General features: G+C 55.0%; 21 protein-coding genes. 11 read left to right on the top strand and 10 right to left on the bottom strand.

The window, feature by feature from the left end:
- Nucleotides 1-22 precede the first annotated feature (22 nt).
- The 10 genes from ppc to BMZ14_RS13020 all read left to right on the top strand — a co-directional run bounded on the left by ppc (nucleotide 23) and on the right by BMZ14_RS13020 (nucleotide 11,131).
- Nucleotides 23-2,833 carry a phosphoenolpyruvate carboxylase gene (ppc, locus tag BMZ14_RS13070; protein ID WP_074798312.1) on the top strand — a complete coding sequence of 937 codons (2,811 nt, stop codon included), beginning with the start codon at nucleotides 23-25 and terminating at the stop codon, nucleotides 2,831-2,833.
- A 142-nt stretch (nucleotides 2,834-2,975) separates the two neighbouring features.
- Nucleotides 2,976-4,334, top strand: a complete 1,359-nt coding sequence (gene miaB / locus BMZ14_RS13065) for a tRNA (N6-isopentenyl adenosine(37)-C2)-methylthiotransferase MiaB (protein ID WP_074798310.1) — start codon at nucleotides 2,976-2,978, stop codon at nucleotides 4,332-4,334.
- Nucleotides 4,335-4,617: 283 nt separating this feature from the next.
- On the top strand, nucleotides 4,618-5,589 hold the full coding sequence (locus BMZ14_RS13055) for a PhoH family protein (RefSeq protein ID WP_074798306.1): 972 nt from the start codon (nucleotides 4,618-4,620) through the stop codon (nucleotides 5,587-5,589).
- A 64-nt stretch (nucleotides 5,590-5,653) separates the two neighbouring features.
- Nucleotides 5,654-6,136, top strand: a complete 483-nt coding sequence (gene ybeY, locus BMZ14_RS13050; RefSeq protein WP_256208625.1) for an rRNA maturation RNase YbeY — start codon at nucleotides 5,654-5,656, stop codon at nucleotides 6,134-6,136.
- 90 nt (nucleotides 6,137-6,226) lie between these two features.
- Nucleotides 6,227-7,063: an HlyC/CorC family transporter gene (locus tag BMZ14_RS13045; protein ID WP_074798302.1), complete on the top strand. Its 837-nt coding sequence runs from the start codon at nucleotides 6,227-6,229 to the stop codon at nucleotides 7,061-7,063.
- 90 nt (nucleotides 7,064-7,153) lie between these two features.
- Complete coding sequence (locus tag BMZ14_RS13040) at nucleotides 7,154-7,699, top strand: inorganic diphosphatase (protein ID WP_218145039.1); 546 nt, start codon at nucleotides 7,154-7,156, stop codon at nucleotides 7,697-7,699.
- A 127-nt stretch (nucleotides 7,700-7,826) separates the two neighbouring features.
- Nucleotides 7,827-9,749: an ATP-binding cassette domain-containing protein gene (locus BMZ14_RS13035; RefSeq protein WP_074798406.1), complete on the top strand. Its 1,923-nt coding sequence runs from the start codon at nucleotides 7,827-7,829 to the stop codon at nucleotides 9,747-9,749.
- 92 nt (nucleotides 9,750-9,841) lie between these two features.
- Complete coding sequence (locus tag BMZ14_RS13030) at nucleotides 9,842-10,177, top strand: c-type cytochrome (RefSeq protein ID WP_074798301.1); 336 nt, start codon at nucleotides 9,842-9,844, stop codon at nucleotides 10,175-10,177.
- Nucleotides 10,178-10,203: 26 nt separating this feature from the next.
- Nucleotides 10,204-10,530 (top strand): c-type cytochrome, encoded by a 327-nt coding sequence (locus BMZ14_RS13025; RefSeq protein ID WP_074798299.1) that lies wholly within the window; start codon nucleotides 10,204-10,206, stop codon nucleotides 10,528-10,530.
- A gap of 136 nt (nucleotides 10,531-10,666) precedes the next feature.
- Nucleotides 10,667-11,131 carry a cupin domain-containing protein gene (locus tag BMZ14_RS13020; protein WP_177186988.1) on the top strand — a complete coding sequence of 155 codons (465 nt, stop codon included), beginning with the start codon at nucleotides 10,667-10,669 and terminating at the stop codon, nucleotides 11,129-11,131.
- Between the two features lie 77 nt (nucleotides 11,132-11,208).
- Here BMZ14_RS13020 and BMZ14_RS13015 read toward each other — a convergent pair whose 3' ends face one another.
- The 4 genes from BMZ14_RS13015 to BMZ14_RS13000 all read right to left on the bottom strand — a co-directional run bounded on the left by BMZ14_RS13015 (nucleotide 11,209) and on the right by BMZ14_RS13000 (nucleotide 14,110).
- Nucleotides 11,209-11,637, bottom strand: a complete 429-nt coding sequence (locus BMZ14_RS13015; protein ID WP_074798297.1) for a DUF1841 family protein — start codon at nucleotides 11,635-11,637, stop codon at nucleotides 11,209-11,211.
- Nucleotides 11,638-11,700: 63 nt separating this feature from the next.
- Entirely contained in the window at nucleotides 11,701-12,333 is a 633-nt protein-coding gene (nth, locus tag BMZ14_RS13010) for an endonuclease III (protein ID WP_074798295.1), read from the bottom strand.
- A gap of 3 nt (nucleotides 12,334-12,336) precedes the next feature.
- Nucleotides 12,337-13,068, bottom strand: a complete 732-nt coding sequence (gene rsxB / locus BMZ14_RS13005) for an electron transport complex subunit RsxB (RefSeq protein ID WP_074798294.1) — start codon at nucleotides 13,066-13,068, stop codon at nucleotides 12,337-12,339.
- 1 nt (nucleotide 13,069) lies between these two features.
- Complete coding sequence (locus tag BMZ14_RS13000) at nucleotides 13,070-14,110, bottom strand: quinone-dependent dihydroorotate dehydrogenase (protein WP_074798293.1); 1,041 nt, start codon at nucleotides 14,108-14,110, stop codon at nucleotides 13,070-13,072.
- A 349-nt stretch (nucleotides 14,111-14,459) separates the two neighbouring features.
- On the opposite strand from BMZ14_RS13000, the gene BMZ14_RS12990 reads away from it, so the two are divergent.
- Complete coding sequence (locus BMZ14_RS12990; protein WP_074798288.1) at nucleotides 14,460-15,407, top strand: tetratricopeptide repeat protein; 948 nt, start codon at nucleotides 14,460-14,462, stop codon at nucleotides 15,405-15,407.
- A gap of 52 nt (nucleotides 15,408-15,459) precedes the next feature.
- Here BMZ14_RS12990 and BMZ14_RS12985 read toward each other — a convergent pair whose 3' ends face one another.
- The 6 genes from BMZ14_RS12985 to pal all read right to left on the bottom strand — a co-directional run bounded on the left by BMZ14_RS12985 (nucleotide 15,460) and on the right by pal (nucleotide 19,867).
- The gene (locus BMZ14_RS12985; protein WP_074798286.1) at nucleotides 15,460-16,188 is read right to left on the bottom strand and encodes an arginyltransferase; all 729 of its coding nucleotides are present in this window, start codon (nucleotides 16,186-16,188) and stop codon (nucleotides 15,460-15,462) included.
- On the bottom strand, nucleotides 16,172-16,870 hold the full coding sequence (aat, locus tag BMZ14_RS12980; RefSeq protein WP_074798284.1) for a leucyl/phenylalanyl-tRNA--protein transferase: 699 nt from the start codon (nucleotides 16,868-16,870) through the stop codon (nucleotides 16,172-16,174). Before aat ends, BMZ14_RS12985 begins: the two co-directional genes overlap by 17 nt.
- Before the next feature lie 111 nt (nucleotides 16,871-16,981).
- Nucleotides 16,982-17,668, bottom strand: a complete 687-nt coding sequence (gene queC / locus BMZ14_RS12975; RefSeq protein ID WP_074798282.1) for a 7-cyano-7-deazaguanine synthase QueC — start codon at nucleotides 17,666-17,668, stop codon at nucleotides 16,982-16,984.
- A gap of 27 nt (nucleotides 17,669-17,695) precedes the next feature.
- Complete coding sequence (queE, locus tag BMZ14_RS12970) at nucleotides 17,696-18,352, bottom strand: 7-carboxy-7-deazaguanine synthase QueE (protein ID WP_074798280.1); 657 nt, start codon at nucleotides 18,350-18,352, stop codon at nucleotides 17,696-17,698.
- Nucleotides 18,353-18,434: 82 nt separating this feature from the next.
- Complete coding sequence (gene ybgF / locus BMZ14_RS12965) at nucleotides 18,435-19,349, bottom strand: tol-pal system protein YbgF (RefSeq protein WP_074798278.1); 915 nt, start codon at nucleotides 19,347-19,349, stop codon at nucleotides 18,435-18,437.
- 2 nt (nucleotides 19,350-19,351) lie between these two features.
- Complete coding sequence (gene pal / locus BMZ14_RS12960; RefSeq protein WP_177186987.1) at nucleotides 19,352-19,867, bottom strand: peptidoglycan-associated lipoprotein Pal; 516 nt, start codon at nucleotides 19,865-19,867, stop codon at nucleotides 19,352-19,354.
- Nucleotides 19,868-19,878 lie beyond the last annotated feature (11 nt).

Genomic DNA, 19,878 nt, shown 5'->3' with positions numbered 1-19,878 from the left:
GCGTTTATGAAGAGGTTATGGTATGAGCTCCCTTCCTTCCCGAAGCAGAGATTCTGAAAAAAACGATGTCGACGATAAAGAGAACGAAAAGGATAATCCTTTACGTAACGACATTCGTCTGCTGGGCCGCATGCTGGGCGATACTTTGCGCGAGCAGGAAGGCGAATCTACCTTCGATCTCGTTGAAAACATCCGCCAGACCGCAATTCGATTTCGCCGGGAGCAGGACCTGACGGCTCGTCATGAACTGGATATGATGCTCAATCAGTTGAGCAACAAGGCGACTGAAGCGGTGGTGCGGGCATTCAGCCAGTTCTCGCAACTTTCCAACATTGCCGAGGATATGCACCACAATCGCCGCCGCCGCAGCTATCTTCTGGCCGGATCGCGACCGCAGGCCGGTAGCGTCGCAATGGCACTGGAGCGGGTCTTCTCCAGCGGAACGAGTGGCGCCGCATTAGCCGGATTTTTCGCCAAAGCGGTCGTTTCACCGGTTTTGACAGCCCATCCAACAGAAGTGCAACGCAGAAGCATACTCGATTGCCAGTTGACTATTGCACACCTGTTGAACGAGCGCGACCGGGTCCGGCTTACGCCGGATGAGTTACGGAACAACGAAGACGGGTTGCGCTGCGCGATTCAGATATTGTGGCAGACTCGCATGCTGCGTTCGCAGAGACTTTCCGTATATGATGAAATCAAGAACGGCCTGGCCTATTATCACTATACTTTTCTTACCGAGGTACCGCGTCTTTATGCAGAGATCGAGGATCTGCTCGAACGCCGGATGGGAGCCGAAGCTCCTCATATTCCGCCATTTCTGCGCATCGGTAGCTGGATAGGCTGTGATCGCGACGGTAATCCATTCGTCACCCATGAGGTAATGCTGCATGCGGCTGAGCGTCAGTCCGCGCTCGCCCTGGATTTTTATATGGGTGAGGTACATCGAATTGGCCGCAGGCTAAGCCTCACAGAGCGATTGGTGGATGTCGATGCGGACCTGGCCAAATTGGCCGAGGCATCCCCTGACCGTGCGATAAGCCGCGCGGACGAGCCTTACCGCCGCGCCCTGATCGGTATTTATGCACGTCTTGCTGCCACTAGCGAAGGCCTTGGTCACGTCATCCGGCAACGCCGTCCGGTCGGGCCCGCCGAGCCCTATACGGAAAGCGCGGAGCTCGTTCGTGATCTCGATATCGTCATCCATTCCCTCAAGCAGCACAAATCCGAATTGCTGGCGCGCGGAGATTTGCGCCATCTACGGCGGGCAGCGGACGTGTTCGGGTTTCACCTTGCGCCCCTGGATATGCGCCAGCACAGCAATGTGCATGAGCAGGTGGTGGCGGAATTGTTCAAATTTGGCGCAGGTCGAAGCGATTATTCCGAAATCGCCGAGGAAGATCGCGTACAGTGGCTGTTGACCGAGATCAGCAGCCCCCGCCCCTTGCGTTCGCCTTATCTGGACTATTCCGAAATTGTTCAAAGCGAACTGTGTATTCTGCAAACGGCAGCGGAAATTCACAGACGTTTCGGCCCCGCCGCATTGCCAAATTACGTTATCTCTAAAGCCGACGGCGTTTCCGACATGCTGGAGGTTGCGCTATTGCTGAAAGAAGTTGGCCTCCTGCGAGCCGGAGAAAGACCACGCCTGCATCTCAATATTGTCCCGTTATTTGAAACCATTGCGGACTTGCACGGTTGCGGCATCGTCATGGACAAGATGTTTTCGCTGCCTTATTACCGCAAATTGCTGGATTCGCGCGGCAACGTTCAGGAAGTGATGCTGGGTTATTCCGACAGCAATAAAGACGGCGGCTTTCTTGCCGCAAATTGGGAGCTTTATAAAGCTGAAACGGAACTGACGAAGATTTTCGCGAAACACAAGGTTGAACTGCGTTTGTTTCACGGACGCGGCGGTACCGTCGGCCGGGGCGGCGGTCCCAGCTATCAGGCGATACTGGCTCAGCCCCCGGCTAGTGTAAATGGCCAGATACGCATCACGGAACAGGGTGAAGTCATCGGCAGCAAATACGCCGATCCGGAAATAGGGCGGCGTAACCTGGAGACATTGGTCGCGGCGACAGTCGAGGCTACACTGTTGAGCCACGACACCCTCGGTGAGCGTGCTGCCGATTATTACCGGATCATGGAAGTGCTGGCCGGCGACGCGCTCGCGGCCTATCGCAACCTGGTATACGAGACACCGGGGTTTACACGCTATTTTCAGGAATCGACCCCGATCAGGGAAATTGCCGGCCTGAATATTGGCAGCCGTCCGCCATCGCGCAAGAAATCCGATTTGATAGAAGATTTACGCGCCATCCCCTGGACGTTCAGCTGGAGCGTAAATCGCGCCATGATCACTGGCTGGTACGGTTTCGGCACGGCCGTGGAGCTGTTCGTCAAGCGCGAAGGCCGGGGCGAAAACGGCCTGGGATTCCTGCAGGATATGCACAGTAACTGGCCGTTCCTGCAAACGCTGCTGTCCAACATGGATATGGTGCTGGCCAAGACCGATATGGGCATTGCCTCCCGCTATGCTGAACTGGTTACCGATACTGCCCTGCGAGAAGAAATTTTCGGACGTATAGAGGAGGAATGGCGACTCTGTGTGAAGTGGCTATTTGCCGTTACGGGCCGAACCGAGCTGCTACAGGACAATCCGACGCTCGCCCGAAGCATCCGTAATCGTACACCCTATATTGATCCGCTCAATCACTTGCAGGTAGAACTGTTGCGCCGTTATCGATCCGGTGACGCCACCGATGCAGTGAAGCGGGCAATACAACTGACCATTAACGGTGTAGCGGCAGGGCTGCGAAACAGCGGATAAGCTCTCGCCTATCCTCTCGTATATAGTACGCCGGGCAACGGCATGGTGGAGCGGCAGGCGTGTCGAATGGAAGCGATAGTGGAATTCCGGTTATTTCCGGGGATAACTCAACGCAACGCTTTGCGTATACCTGGATAGATGCATGGTAAAAAAACTTTACATTAAAACGTTTGGCTGCCAAATGAACGAGTATGACTCGGACAAGATGGCCGATGTGCTTCACGACGCCGGGGGCATGGAAAAAACGGACAATCCTGCTGAAGCCGATGTGATTTTGTTCAACACCTGCTCGGTGCGGGAGAAGGCTCAGGAAAAGGTGTTTCATGATCTTGGACGCGTCCGCCATCTTAAAACTTCCAACCCGAACCTGCTTATAGGCGTGGGAGGTTGCGTCGCGAGCCAGGAAGGCGCAGCGATCGTGAAGCGCGCGCCATATGTGGATCTGGTATTTGGCCCGCAAACACTGCACCGGCTGCCACAACTGATTTCGGCGCGGCAGTCAACCGGCCGCCCGCAGGTGGATATCTCCTTTCCCGAAATCGAAAAGTTCGACCACCTGCCGCCTGCGCGTACAGAGGGCGTAACCGCCTTCGTTTCCATCATGGAAGGGTGCAGCAAATATTGCAGCTTTTGCGTTGTGCCTTATACCCGGGGCGAGGAAATTTCCCGGCCGCTCGATGACGTACTGACGGAAATCGCAAGCTTGGCCGGCCAAGGCATCAAGGAAGTAACGCTGCTCGGGCAGAACGTCAACGCTTATCGTGGCGTGCTCAAGTACGGGGAAGAGGGCGAGTTTGCGGATTTGGCGCTATTGCTTGAGTATATCCATGAGATTCCCGGTATCGAACGCATCCGCTACACTACCTCGCATCCACGGGAATTTACGCCACGGCTGATCAAAGCCTACGAAACACTGCCGAAGCTGGTGAGCCACGTGCACTTGCCGGTCCAGTCGGGTTCAGATCGGATACTGGCTGCGATGAAGCGTGGCTATACGAGCCTGGAATATAAATCGATCATCCGTCGATTGCGGGCCGCCCGGCCTGACATCTCGCTTACCTCCGATTTCATCATCGGGTTTCCGGGTGAAAGCGAGGCGGATTTCGAGGCTACGATGAAGCTTGTCGAGGCGATGAACTTTGACGGCTCCTTCAGCTTCATTTATAGTCCACGTCCCGGTACGCCCGCCGCAGGGTTGGTGGATACCACTTCCCATGAAGTCAAGCTTGAGCGCTTGCAGCGGTTGCAGGAAAAAGTCGAGGAGCAGGCGCAAGTGATCAGCCACAGCATGATCGGGACGACACAACGCGTCCTGGTAGAGGGCCAGTCCAGAAAGCACGCCCACGAGCTTTGCGGGCGCACGGATAACAACCGTATGGTAAATTTCCCCGGACACCCGGAAAAGATCGGCCGTTTCATCGGTGTAAAAATCACTTCGGCACTATCGCATTCCTTGCGTGGTGAAATGGTAGAGGATGGATGTCACCAGGCTTCCAGGTAAATTCGGAACTTCCCCCAACGGCGACGGCCCGATGCCGCCAAGGCGTCATCACATTCAGCTCGCGGGAAAAGCCGCCCGCGGCTCTCAGCCTTTTTGCTTCCGCAACGCAGGCGGTGCTGGACCTTCATTTCATATCCTGGCATATCTTGGGATGGCAAACTATCCGCAAACGCCGCATGAAGAATTTCTGCAGACCCTCGGGCCTTCACTTCTTGCAAAATACGTCTGTCGCTGCCAGAATTAAGACCTTACAATCGACTTACTGCGTCGCTTCACCGCGCCTTTGAATCCCAAACCCGTAGAAATCTCTTTTTCCCCAGTCGATAACCAGCGCCTTGCCAATCTGTGCGGTGTGCTGGACGAGAATCTCAGGCAGATTGAAACCGTACTTGATGTCACCATCGCACGCCGAGGGGAACATTTCAGCGTGCACGGCAAATCAGCCCAGACTTTACTTGCAGTAGAAGCATTGCGGAATTTTTACGATCAGGCGCAACATCATCTGAGTATCGAGCAGATCCAGTTGGGCTTGATCGAAGCGATGAATCCACATCATTCGAAAAAGCACTTCCCTGCAGATGGCGAAATAGTCGAGCCTGCGCTGCTTACCCGGCGTAGCGATCTGCGGGGCCGCACCCCACGCCAGATCGAATATCTGCAGCAAATCCAGATGCATGACATCACATTTTCCATCGGGCCGGCGGGTACGGGCAAGACTTACCTTGCCGTGGCAAGCGCAGTGGATGCGCTGGAGCGGGATATCGTAGCTCGCATCGTGCTGGTGCGCCCGGCCGTGGAAGCCGGGGAGCGTCTGGGTTTTCTCCCGGGTGACATGGTTCAGAAAGTGGACCCTTATTTACGCCCTCTCTACGATGCGCTTTACGATCTAATGGGGTTTGACAAAACCAGCAAGCAGTTTGAGCGAAGCGCAATTGAGGTTGCGCCGCTGGCTTTCATGCGTGGACGCACCTTGAACCAGTCTTTTATCATTCTCGACGAAGCACAAAACACCACGCCGGAACAGATGAAAATGTTCCTCACTCGTATCGGCTTCGGTTCCAAGGCTGTGGTGACCGGCGATATTACTCAAATTGATCTGGCAAAGCATCAGAAAAGCGGCCTGGTTGAAGCTAAACAGGTTCTGGAAAAAGTGCGTGGCATCGCATTCACCCATTTCGATGCAGAGGATGTAGTACGTCACCCGCTGGTGCAAAGAATTGTCAATGCCTACGAAAAATATGGAAAGAAAGAGTAGCCCTTCCAATTCCCCGGGAAGCGTTCGGGCCGGGGAGAGGAAGCGATCGCGGTTGAAATTGACGATGCAATACGCTACTCGTATAACGGGAATACCGGCGCGACCGGCATTTCGCAAATGGGTCAACGCTGCTCTGATGCGGGATGCAGAAATTGTTCTCCGCATCGTTGATGAAGCAGAGGGCCGGAAGCTAAATCGGGACTTTCGCGGCAGGGATTACGCTACCAACGTCCTGACCTTTGTTTACGCTGATGCTCAGCCCGAGATTCAGCCCGGTACTCGGCCTGCGGTTGACGATGCCCCGCCATTAACGGGCGATATCGTGCTGTGCGCGCCGGTGATAGAAAATGAAGCCACTCAGCAGCACAAAAACCTGCCTGCGCATTACGCGCATCTCACCGTGCATGGCGTCCTGCATCTACAGGGCCATGATCATGAAAACGACGCGGATGCAGCGGTAATGGAGCAACTGGAGATCGAAATCCTGGGCAGGCTGGGGTACCAAAACCCATATGACCAGCATCAGACCGCCACGGAATCGCAGTGAACATGGAAAAATCGTGTTTTATCAGCGCCGCTGCCTCCCTTTTAATTATTACAAGTTGATTTGATTTTTACATGCCTACGTCAACCACATATGGATGACCCTCCCAATCCTGGCTGGCTTGAGCGCGTCAGAGCGTTGCTCTTGCGTGAACCTGGCGATCGCGAGCAACTGATCGCATTATTGCATTCCGCCTTTGAGCGCAACCTGTTCGATTCGGATGCCCTGAGCATGATTGAAGGGGTAATACAAGTGTCCGAAATGCAGGCACGCGACATCATGGTGCCGCGCTCGCAGATGAGCGTTATCGACATCAGCGAAACGCCCGACAAGTTCATTCCGCAGGTTATCGAAACGGCGCACTCGCGCTTCCCGGTAACCGAAAATGATAAAAATAATGTGATCGGCATATTATTGGCGAAGGATCTGTTGCGTTTTTATGCGGGAGAGGAGGAATTTGATGTCCGCGACATGCTGCGGCCCGTCGTATTCATTCCCGAATCGAAGCGGCTCAACGTACTGCTCAAGGACTTTCGAAGCAACCGCAATCACATCGCTATCGTAGTGGATGAATATGGTGGCGTGGCGGGGTTGGTGACCATTGAAGACGTGCTGGAGCAAATAGTCGGCGAAATCGAGGATGAACACGATTTCGATGAGGCCGAAGACAACATCGTGCAGGATTCGAACGGTCATTACCGCGTCAAGGCTGTCACTGAAATCGCGGATTTTAATGAAAGGCTTGGTGCGGAATTAAGCGACGTGGAATACGACACGATGGGGGGGCTGGTGCTCCATGAATTCGGCCGCTTGCCCAAACGGGGCGAATCGGTAGCCGTGGGCGCTTTCCTGTTTACGGTATTGCGCGCCGACAGCCGCAGGTTGTATACGTTGCTGGTCGAAAAAAATAGCGGTGGGGCCGAGCAGTAATGCGGCAGGATTGAAAGGGGGCCTGGAAAAACCGGCAATGTCTATTTGGAGCCCTGGCCGGGTTTTTGGAAGGATCGCGCTTATCGAAGATTGCTTAAAGATTCCTTATGGCATGAGACGTTGAACGATACCCACTACAGCAGCCGATGCGTCGGGCGGCAGGAATCATCCGAGCCTCTGGTGGTGGAGATCATAGTGGAAGTTCCCCGGGGAAGTTTTCTCAAGCGCGGATCCACGGGTAGAGTCGATTTTATCTCACCCCTGCCATGCCCCTTCAATTATGGCTCGGTGCCGGACTACCTCGGCCTTGACGGCGATCTGCTGGACGCGCTGGTGCTCGGCCCGCGGTTGCCGTTTGGCACGAGGATACGGGCCAAGGCGTGGGGTGCCGTAACAATGACCGATGGCGGTCTCATAGACGACAAGCTTGTCTGTGGCGACTATTGTCCGGATGCACTGGAGCGCCGCAAGATACTGCAATTTTTCCATCTTTACGCTAAATGCAAAGGATTGCTGAATGTATGGCGAGGCCGGCGCGGACGAAACGCTTGCGACGGCTGGTGCGATTCATCCCATGCGCTGGCACGCGCCAGGCCACTGAGACGTGGGTGGCCGGGAATACCGCCCGCCTTCTGACGTTGTCGTTCTGATGCAGGGTCTGTGCGGGTGATATCGAAATCACACTCCAGATTCTTTGCCAAGCCCTGCCAGCCATGGCAGAATTGCGCCCCTCGTCAATCTTGCTAAACGCACTTTCGCAACCATGCCTCTTCTCACTCTCGAAAACGCCTGCCTCGCCTTCGGCCATCATACGCTGCTCAACCACGTGGATTTGCAGCTTGATTCCGCGGAGCGCATCGCTCTGATCGGCAGGAATGGCGGCGGCAAGTCGAGCTTGCTGCGTATTCTTGCGGGGGAAACACGGCCGGATGATGGCAGGCTGTGGCGCACTCCCGGTTTGCGGCTGGCTTACGTGCCGCAGGAGCCGGAACTGGACTCGGCCCTCACGGTATTCCAGGAAGTATCGAAGGGCTTGGGCGTCGTCAGTAATGTGCTGCTCCTTTACCATGAGACGTCTCATCTCCTGAGTGATGGTGCGAGCGACACCGAAGCTCTCCTGGCGCGCCTCGAGGATTTGCAAGCCCAGCTGGAAGCGCAGGATGGATGGCGCATCCAGGCCAAAGTGGAAACTGCCATCGACAAGCTTGATCTTTCCGCGGAGGCTCTGGTGGGACAACTTTCGGGGGGGCAGAAAAAACGCGTTGCGCTGGCGCGCGCGCTGGTGGTGTCACCCGACGTCCTGCTATTGGATGAGCCGACGAACCATCTGGACTTTCATTCCATTGAATGGCTGGAAGGACTACTCAAGGATTTTGCCGGAAGCGTACTGTTCGTCACCCATGACCGTCGCTTTCTGGGCAATGTAGCGACCCGGATAATCGAACTTGACCGAGGAAATTTGACGAGCTTTCCCGGTGATTTTAACGAATACCAGCGAAAGAAAATGGAAATGCTGGAAATTGAGGCTGTCCACAATCAAAAGTTTGACAAGGCGCTGGCGCAGGAGGAGATCTGGATACGGAAGGGAATTCAAGCGCGCTGCACCCGCAACGAGGGCCGGGTAAGGCGTCTGGAAGCGTTACGGATCGAGCGTGCCTCCCGTCGTGAGAGGCCTGGCACAGTTAGCCTCAACGTGGACGAAGGCGCAAAATCGGGACGGATGGTGGCCGAGCTGGAACACGTCGGCAAAAGCTATGGAGACAAAGTTGTCATCAAGGACTTTTCCTGCCGGATCATGAGGGGCGACCGCGTGGGATTGCTGGGACCCAACGGCGCGGGAAAGTCCACGTTGCTGAAGCTGATACTGGGCGAGCTACCGCCGGATACCGGAAACGTGCGGCTGGGCACGAAACTCGAGGTGGCCTATTTTGACCAGATGCGCGAACAACTCGATGAGGAAGCGACGCTCATAGATACGATCAGTCAAGGCGCCGATTTTGTCGATATCGGCGGCGCAAGAAAGCATGTCATCAGTTATCTGGAAGATTTCCTGTTTTCGCCACAACGCGCGCGCTCCCCGGTAAAGTCGCTTTCCGGCGGCGAGCGTAACCGGCTGCTGCTGGCGCGCTTGTTCACTCGCCCAGCCAACGTACTGGTTCTCGATGAACCAACCAACGACCTGGATATTGAAACCCTGGAACTGCTGGAGGCATTGCTTCAAAACTATGCCGGCACATTGTTTCTGGTGAGCCATGACCGGGAATTTCTCGACAACGTGGTTACCCAGGTTATCGCATTCGAAGGCGAAGGCATGCTGAAGGAATATGTCGGAGGCTATGAGGATTGGGTGCGGGCAAAGAGTTACCTGACGTCGGCGGCAAGGCAGCAGGTGGCCAAACCTCAGCAGACGACTCCCATAAAGGCGCCTGATTCGCCCGTTCGCGCCAAGTTGGGTTATAAGGAAGTCCGTGAACTGGACGAGCTGCCGGGAAAGATCAAGGTTCTGGAGGAGGAGCAGGCTGCCATCACCCACCAGCTGGGTTCCCCTGATATTTATCGTGATTTCCCGGAAAACGCTAAAGTCCTGCAGGAACGTTTTGGTTTAATCGAACAGGAACTTATGGATTATCTGGCTCGATGGGAAGAACTGGAAATAAAGCGTGCGTCGACAGGACAGAAGATATGACGATAAGTTCCTCACCTCCTGATCTTTTATTCATTGACCAGAAATGGCACATCGTTTAGAGTCGCTCTTTTTGTAAAAAGAGGGCACTAATAATGAAACCACCAGCAACAGTGAGTTTTTTATTTGCGTGCGGTATGCTTCTGGCATTAGCCGGCACCGCTCAGGCAGCCGGTGATCCGGCCGAGGGGAAGAAAAAGAATACCATGTGCATTGGTTGTCACGGAATAGAAGGATACCGGACGTCTTATCCGACAGTATATAACGTCCCGAGACTGGGCGGTCAACACGCTGAATACCTGGTCAAAGCGCTGGAGGGATATAAAAACGACACCCGCAACCATCCCACCATGAAGGCCATAGCCGACACGCTGTCCCAGCAGGATATGGAAGACCTGGCTGCCTATTACGCCCAATCCAGCGGAAAATAACCACCCCATTACGCAAGGAAAGCCTCATGAAAAAATTTGTTATTGCCGCGGCGAGCGGCGCAATGCTGCTTATTTCCAGCCAGGGGATGGCGGCTAATATAGAAGCTGGCAAGAAAAAAGCGGCCGAGGTTTGTGCTGCGTGCCATGGTCCCGACGGTAATAGTCCCGCTCCCGCTTTTCCAAAGCTGGCCGGGCAGCATGCAAGTTATCTGATGAAATCCCTGAATGAGTATAAGTCGGGCGTTCGCAAGGACCCCATCATGGCAGGCATGGCCGCCGCCTTGAGCAAGGAAGACATTGAGGATGTGTCGGCCTATTACGCCAGCCAATCCGGTCTGAAAACAAAATATTGATCCAGGAAGCTCTGAATAAGCTCGGCCCAGCGCGACGCAGATTTGCGGGACAGGACATGGACGTCCAAAGGTGCCCGCTGCATCTCCGGCGCTCCCGGTCCCGCCTTACCGTGCTTGTATCCGCAAGAGACTACCGGTGATCAGGTATTTGCATCTCTATTCAAAGGGACCGAAGGCGCGTTCCGTTACCTTATTCCTCGCGGGTGTTCTCTTGAGTGCCGGGGGCATTGCTTGTGCAACCGACCTGCCCAACAGGAATTCGAGCAACTCGACGGGCGTGACGCTTGCGTCCGTCGCATCACAAGCTCTTCCAGATGATCCAGCGCAGACCCTGACGGCGTTTGTCGTGAACCTGGCGCCTGAAGCCAAAACCGGCAGTCATCGTCACGCGGGCATCGTCTTCGTTTATGTTCTTGACGGTATCGTTCGTTCACAGCTGAACAGGGGCGAAATAATCGAGTATCGCGCCGGCCAAAGCTGGAGCGAGCCGCCCGGAACCGTACACTCGTATATGGAGAATCCTAGTCAGACGGTTCCAGCACGCCTCCTTGCCACTATCATCGCGCCGACAGGCGCGCAACTGACTACATACGGCGAATAGCCGAGCCAGCAACGCTTCGAAGCCACCGATGCCGGCGTTCTCTCGTTTCATGCCTGATTCGCCAGGCTGACTACAAATCAGGCTTTACGCCGATCCAGACACTCAAAGTAAACCGAGGCATCATATCCCGTCTGATTGCGTTGCGCCTGCCAGATCATCTCGGCCAGGCATTCCATGACTTGATGCATGGCGTCATGCTCATCGCCGGTGCTCTTCAGCAGGCATTCAAATCTTTGCCGAATGCCGGGAGGCTGGTCTATGGAAAGCTGCTCCTTGATGGCGATATGCATGCTCATATGCAAAAAAGGGTTGGTATCGCCCATTTCGGGCAGATAGTCCCTGGTCTGATGTCGCTCCGCATCGTCGAGCATGGCGTGGTATTCCGGATGAAGCAAAATGACCTCAAGCGCCATGTTTTCCATCGCGGAGAGCATTTCCCGCTGCCGGTATTTGCGCCACGTGTCGAAGAAGAACTGGCGCGCCTCTTCTCGGGATGGGTTAAACATTTATCGTGCCAATGCAAAGACATGAAAAAACAGCCGTTCCTGATGCTTTCCTGTATTTTTCCCTCAAAGATTCTTTTCCTCATACTCGCACAAGTCGTTGATAAGGCATATGGCGCATTTCGGCTTCCTTGCCACGCAGACATAACGCCCGTGTAAAATCAGCCAGTGATGGGCATCGTGGCGAAATTCTCCTGGTATGCATTTCAGGAGTTTGAGCTCCACCTCCAGCACCGTTTTTCCGCGAGCGATTCCGGTACGGTTTGCAACGCGAAAAATGTGGGTATCCACTGCCATCGTGGGTTCGCCGTATGCAGTATTCAACACCACATTGGCTGTCTTGCGTCCCACGCCCGGAAGTTTCTCCAATTGTTCCCGGGTTCGCGGCACGCTTCCACCATGCTGCTCTATTAGCATGTTGCAGGTTGCCAGTATATTCCTTGCCTTGGTTTTATATAAGCCTATGCTCTTGATGGCTTCCCGCAATCCTGTTTCTCCCAGCTCAAGCATTTTCTCGGGCGTATTCGCCTTGGGAAATAAATTCCGGGTTGCGAGGTTCACGCTCTTGTCGGTGGCCTGAGCCGAGAGCACTACCGCTATCAGCAACTCAAAGGGTGATTTGTATTCCAGTTCCGTAGTGGGGTGAGGATTAGCAGACCTGAAGCGTGTAAAAATCTCGCGGCGTATGGTTGAATTCATGAATCAGGGATGAGAAGTGTCCGGCAATGGGCTGGCATCGTTGTTTTTCTTCGATACCTTGGCCTGAGCGGCTCGTGCCCGCTCCAGCGCGGCCTGGATGGTTACTTTTTTTAGATTCGCGGCTGCGGCGGACGAGACATTTGTCGTCATTGTTCCAGCTTTCCGCGCCAGCCTTTTTTCACGATCCTGTTTTTCACGCTCGAGCCTCTGCAACCGGAACTGGTAACGTTCACGTGCGCGGTCGGCTGCCTTCTTTTCGTCCCCGTGCGCCACGTGGCTACCCGTCCAGGCAGGGGGCTTATCCCCCAGACCTGCGGCCTCATGCCGCGGCGGAATCATGCTGATACAGTCTACCGGGCACGGTTCGATACATAGTTCGCAGCCTGTGCAATCCGCTGCGATCACCGTATGCATCTGCCTGGCGGCGCCCACAATGGCGTCCACAGGACAAGCCTGACTGCACAAGGTACAACCTATGCAGAGCTGTTCATCGATCAACGCCACTGCTTCAGGCTTGGGGACACCGTGGGCGGTATTGAGAGGTACCGGGCTCACTCCCAGCAATCGGGCCAGCGCAAGAATGCCTTCTTCCCCGCCGGGAGGGCACTGGTTTATTTCCGCATGCCCTTCCGCAATGGCTTTTGCATAAGGCAGGCAACCGGAGAATCCGCATCGGCGGCATTGGGTTTGAGGCAGAATTGCGTCGATTTCCGCTACCAGCAAATCTTCATTCATTTCAAACTTCGCCAGACAAATGCGACTCACCGGATACGCATAAAGCTTGCGCAATCTCGCGTACGAGGCGAGGCCCGCGGTAAATCAGGCCGCTGTATATCTGTACCAGGCTTGCTCCAGCCTCGATTTTCTCCTTTGCGTCCGCTGCGCACATGATTCCGCCCACCCCAATGATGGGTAGCGCTCCTTGCAGCATATTACCGAGGTGGCGAATAACGGCAGTGGCGCGCTGAGTGAGCGGGGCTCCACTTAACCCGCCCGCCTCGGCCGCGTGGGGCAGTGTTTCCACGCCCACCCTTGAGAGCGTGGTATTGGTGGCGATAACACCGTCAATCCTGTGTTTCATCAACAGCGCCGCGATGGAGTCGATCTGCTTCGGCTCCAGATCGGGGGCGATCTTTACAGCGAGAGGCGTGTATTTTCCGTGTTCATCGGCCAGTTTTTGCTGGTTGAGCTTCAGCGCGCCCAACAGGCGATCCAGTTCCCCGGCATTCTGCAACTGACGAAGGTTGGGCGTATTGGGCGAAGAAATATTGACAGTAATGTAGTCGGCGTGGCGATACGCTTTTTGCAGACAAATCAGGTAATCATCAATGGCTTTTTCCACGGGCGTATCGAAGTTCTTTCCGATGTTGATGCCGAGTATACCGTGATAGTTCGCATGCCGGACGTTCGCCACCAGTTCGTCTATGCCCTGATTGTTGAAGCCCATGCGGTTGACGATGGCCCTTGCCTCAGGAATACGAAACAGCCGCGGTTTTGGATTACCCGGCTGGGGACGGGGTGTTACCGTACCGATTTCGATAAAACCAAAGCCGAGCGCTGCGAGCGCGTTGATATGCTCGCCATTCTTGTCCAGCCCGGCGGCCATACCCACGGGGTTGGGAAAACTCACCCCCATGACATTGCGAGGCCGGCACGATACCGAACCCTTGCCAAGCAGACCGAGCCGATACGCTTTTTCAATCGCAGTGAACGTGACTCCGTGAGCTGTTTCGGGCGCAAGGCCGAATAGCAACGGCCGGAGTAAGGAATAAAGCATGACTCCATTTTAACATTCGAAAATGTAATGGTCTTCAGGAAAGCAACTTGCTGCCAACCAGCAGCGCCTGACAAGGAAACCGCGAGTCGCAGCGGGTCGCCGTGTTATTGATTGGCAGGCAAGCAGCATAAACGTCACACCAGGGAAGCCCATATCCAGCGACGTTCAAAACATACAGTGGCTGCCCCGGGACTGGATTCGGGGGCAAGTCCGGAAAGACAGGATTCATGGTATTTCCTGGGCGAATCGATATTGCTCGCTCGAGGTTTATTTTTGGCATAATGAAGGATTTGTTGATAATTATGAACAATTCGCTGTCATCAATATTTGACCGTCGATAGGAGTATTCATGAAGTTGTCCTACTATGCCCTGGTTTTGGCTCTCATGACGTTTTGCGGTTTCGCTCACGCCCTGACCAAGTGGGAAGCCCTCAATCAGGAACTGGAATCCCTCTATCAACAGGGGGACTATAAAGGCGCAACGGTGGTCGCAAGGCAAGCGTTGCAAACAGCGGAACAAACGCTGGAACCGAATCACTCCGACATTGCCAGCAGCCTGAATAGTCTTGCGCTGCTGTATAACGCCCAAGGTAAATATACACAGGCTGAGCCGCTTCTCAAACGCGCCCGGGCGATTTTTGAAAAGTCGACCGGCGCAGAATCTACCGAGGTGGCTGCCACATTGAACAATCTTGCGATGCTTTACGGAAAGCAAGGGGATTATGCGCAGGCCGAACCCCTTCATAGGCGCGCGCTGGCAATTGACGAGAAGGTGCTTGGTGAAGATCACCCCGATGTGGCCATAAGCTTGAATAACCTGGCTCAGCTATATCAGGCACAGGAACAGTATGCAGACGCTGAACCGCTCCTCCAGCGGGCATTGGCGATACTGGAAAAAACGCTGGGTCCCAACCATCCAAATGTGGCTGTGAGCCTGAACAATCTTGCCTTGCTCTACAGCGCGCAAAAACAGTACGCAAAAGCAGAGCCGCTCTATAAACGTGTATTCGCGATTTCCAAAAAAGCGCTGGGTCCGGACCACCCGGCCGTAGCCTTGAGTTTGAATAACCTGGCGGGATTATATAAAGACCAGGGCAAGTATCCGCATGCTGAGCCCCTTTTCAAACGGGCCCTGGTGATTTCAGAAAAAGCGCTTGGCCGGAATCATCCGCATGTGGCGACCAGTCTGGAAAATCTGGCACAGCTTTACCGGGATATCGGTCATGCGGAAAAAGCGGAACCTCTGGATAAACGGGCGGCCGCAATACGGACAGCTCAGCAACAAACTGAACGTTGAAGCGAGGGACCTCGTGGCCCCTCATTGCCCGACAGGACGAGGTTGAAGGCCGCTAGATGTTGCTCAGCTGTTCCCACCGCCCATCAACCAGGCCCTGCAACGGCCTGAAACCGGCTTTGTAGGCCATTTTCTGGCTTTCCTTGATCCAGTAGCCCAGGTAAAGATAAGGCAGTCTCAACGCCCGGCACAATTCCACTTGCCATAGGATATTGTAAGTGCCGAAGCTGGCCCCGGGCACATCCGGATCGAAAAAAGTGTATACAGACGATATGCCGTCAGGTAGTTCGTCAATGATGCTGTTCATGCGCAGCCGGCCGTCTTCGTGAAACTCCACAAGACGGGAATTGACATTGCTTGGCAACAGGAAGTGACGGTATTGCTCCCGGCTATCGCGGTCCATCCCGCCGCCGCTGTGGCGTTGCGCCTGATAGCGCAGGTAGAGCGAATAGTGATCCGGGTGATAATACAGGTCGTGTTGCGTTGCAACCAGATTCTGGTGGCGCTTCCAGGAGCGGCGCTGAGCGCGCCTGAGAATCAATTCATCCACCACGATCCGGACTGGCATGCATGCACGGCAGTTGTCGCAGTAGGGACGATAGGTGAAGGCGCCGCTACGGCGAAAACCCGCCTGTACCAGCTCACCATAGATATTGGTATCGATCAGATGACTGGGGGTCGCCACCTGAGACCGCGCCAGTTGCTCCGGCAAGTAGCTGCACGGATAAGAAGCGGTAGTGTAGAACTGTAGCGCTGACGAAGGAACGTCATTCAATCGACTCATGATCGAAACACCATTTTTCGACTCGTTCGGGGTAGTTTACCAATTCTTTCAGTCTTTGACTAAATTCCTTACGCGGCAATTCCCGCGCCCCCAGGGAAGCGAGATGAGCTGTTTTCATCTGGCAGTCAATCATTTTGAAACCCCTGCGCTCAAGCTGTCTTACCAAATGTACCAATGCAATCTTGGACGCATCGGGAACACGCGAAAACATGGATTCCCCATAAAACATCTTTCCCTGAGCAACACCGTACAACCCGCCCACCAGTTCGCCCTCTATCCAGGTTTCAACGGAGTGAGCCATCCCCATGTCATGTAACGCAGTGTAGGCGGATACCATCTCTTCATGGATCCACGTGCCAGGTCGCTCTTTACGGGGAGTGGCGCATCCTCGCATGACCTGATCGAAGGCGCTGTCGATGCGAATCTCGTAATTGCCTTTCTTCAGGGATTTTCCCAGTGACCGGGATATTTTAAGTTCGCCGGGAAACAGCACCATGCGCGGATCCGGACTCCACCATAGCACCGGCTCGCCCTCGTTGAACCAGGGAAAAATTCCGGAGCGGTAGGCCTCTATCAGCCGCCGCGGCGAAAGATCGCCGCCAACAGCAAGCAGGCCGTTAGGCTCGACGCATGCGGTGTGCAATGGGGGGAAAGGAGATTCAGGAGTAAGCCAGGGAATCATGCCATGACGATAAGTCGAATACGCTTCCCAGCTGATAGTTGATCATTGGGTCAGCCTTTGCAACTTCAATCGGGTGGTTACATGGTTACGTTTGACAGCTCCAAGGGACAATCATAGCCGAACCCAGGATCGATAACGCGTCACATCGGGAACATCCGCGGATTCGAATCCCGCTCGGCGTATTCGGCACGAATCGCATACCCCGCAAGCCCGTCCAGCTTCATCCGCCTGATAACACGATACCGTCAAGCTGTAATCGAGGCCGAGCACGACTCCCTGCCGTATGATTTGTGCCTTGGACATCTCCATCAGTGGCGCATGGATACGTAGCCTGGCGCCTTCAATCGCGGCTTTGGTGGCAAGGTTTGCCATTTGCTCGAATGCCGCGATGTACTCGGGACGGCAATCCGGATACCCGGAGTAGTCCACAGCGTTCACCCCAATAAAGATGTCGCGGCTTTTGAGTACCTCAGCCCATGCCAGCGCGAGGGACAACATGATGGTATTGCGAGCCGGTACGTAAGTGACAGGAATGCCAGTATCGGTTCCCCCGGCGGGGACGGGGCTGAACTTGTCGACAAGAGCTGATCCACCGAACGCGGACAGATCAATGTGAATCGTCTTATGGTCACTTGCGCCAAGTGAACGGGCCAGTTTTTTCGCCGCTTCAAGTTCGGACCGGTGGCGCTGGCCGTAATCGACGCTGAAGGCATGACACTCGTATCCTCTGTTGCAGGCAATGGCAAGGGTGGTGGCGGAATCCAGTCCGCCCGATAACAGTACGACCGCCTTTTCCATGAATTCAGGTGAAAAAACTCATGGCATTCACCGTCCTGGCCCCTCACCCCACAATAGTTTATGTAACTGGACCTGCACTCTCACGGGGAGATGATCCCGTAACACCCATGCAGCCAGCGCCGCAGGGTCGAGTTTGCCGTAAACCGGCGAAAATAAAACCGGGCAGATGCGATCCAGCCGCCGCTCACGCAGCACTTCGACCGCCCACAAGTAGTCGGTTTCATCGCACAGCACAAACTTCACTTCATCTTGAGATGTAAGACAATCGAGATTGGACCAGCGATTCCTTTCCGCTTCGCCCGAACCGGGTGTTTTGATATCCAGAATCTTCGATACGCATGGGTCTACCGCGGATACGTCCAGGGCGCCGCTGGTTTCAAGGGATACCGAATAGTGCGCCTCGCACAATAGGCTGAGCAAGGCGAGGCATTCCTTCTGTGCAAGAGGTTCGCCGCCGGTCACCGTGACATAGCGGGTTCCGTAGGAAGCAACCTTCGTCAGAATGTCGACGATCGATATCCGATCCCCTCCCTGGAAAGCATATTCAGTATCGCAGTAACCGCAGCGCAATGGGCAACCAGTTAGACGGACAAACACGGTCGGCAGCCCTACGCGACTGGTTTCCCCCTGCAGGGAAAAGAAGATCTCGCTGACGCGCAAATACCCGGCTTCAGAGGGCCGCATAATTGGGGATGGAAATGGAGATAAGGTTTGAACCATATCCTGGATGTGTAAGCCGACGAGGGGAGATGTCCCGCTACGAAGGCTACCTTACATTGGCCAGACGCTGCTTGGCTTTTTCAGCCGCGTCGCTGCCGGGATATTTGGCGATGATGCCTTGCAAGGTTTTCCTGGCGGCAGGTTTCCTGTTCATTTCCTGCTGGCTGCTGGCAATGTTGAGCATGGCGTCAGGCGCCTTGGCGCTATCCGGGAAAGCACCGATCAGTTTTTCCTGCGCGCTGATGGCATTCTTGAAATCCCGCAGGGCGTAATGGGAATTGCCGATCCAGTATTGAGCGCTGGGTGTGAGATTTGAATCGGGATAGTCTTTGATAAATTTGTTGAAATGGGAAATTGCATCGTTATACCTGCCCGCCTTGAATAGGGTAAAGCCGGCTTCATAGACGCGGCTCTCGCTACTATCGGCGAGGTTAGCGCCGTTAGGCCCAGCAGGCGCGCTTGCGGGGGACACTGCAGCCATAGCAGAACCGGCCGCTGCGCCCGGTTCTTGAGCGGTGGGGGCGAGGGTACCGGACGATGCTCCGGATTCCGCAGCGCCGGCTTCCGGCCCGTCCGATTCCGGCTTGGCGGGCTGGGAAGCACCCTGTTCGTCAGGCTGCTCTATCCGCCGCAACCGTGTATCCAGGTCGATGTAGAAATCCTTTTGCCGCTTCTGTGTCAACTCGTTTTCATTTACCAGCACTTCGATCTGACCCTGCAACCTGTTCAGGTCAAGCCTCAGGGTCTGGATTTGAGAGTGAAGGTCCAGCAGCGGTTGAGCACTGAGCGTTTCTTCGAGCTTAATGACACGGGTTTCCAGCGCCTGCCCCTGATTGCGCACATCTCCTATCAGCGCCTGTTGCGCCGCAATCTGCCTGCGCGCCTCCTGGTCGTCGAAAACCCCGGCGTGAGCTGAATTAACGCCAATCAGCAACAACAGCCAGAATGCGCGCAACAGCACTGTTATTCGCCCTGATAGCGGATGTCAGCGCGGCGGTTCTCGGCCCAGGAAGCCTCATCATGTCCTGTCGCCCTTGGCTTCTCTTCCCCCAGGCTGACCGACTCAACCTGTGATTCCCTGGCGCCCGAGAGCGTCATGACGTACTTCACCGCGTCTGCACGTCGCTGGCCCAGCGCGAGATTATATTCCCTGCTGCCGCGCTCGTCTGTGTTGCCCTGCACTAGCGCTCTGGCATTACCGTTGTCCCGGAGGTACTGGGCGTGAGCCACCACCAGAGACTTGTATTCATCCTTCACCACGTAGCTGTCGAAATCGAAATAAACGCTGCGTCTGGAAAGTATGTTATTGGGATCCGTAAGCGGATTGAGCGTCGGCGTCGCCTCCGTGCCTCGTGTGCTTTCCTCGGATGGCGCGGTGACGCCTCTGGATTTGTCTTCCACTTCGGCAGACGGCTGGGTACCCTGGCTTGCGCAAGCGGATAATAAGCTGATCAATAACACGCCAAAAACTTTTTTCATGTCCATTTCCT

Origin of the sequence: Nitrosospira briensis, from assembly GCF_900115125.1 — a bacterium.
GTDB classification, from domain to species: Bacteria; Pseudomonadota; Gammaproteobacteria; order Burkholderiales; family Nitrosomonadaceae; genus Nitrosospira; species Nitrosospira briensis_A.
Note: the sequence above shows the minus strand (reverse complement) of the source record. Positions and strands in the feature narration are given on the sequence as shown.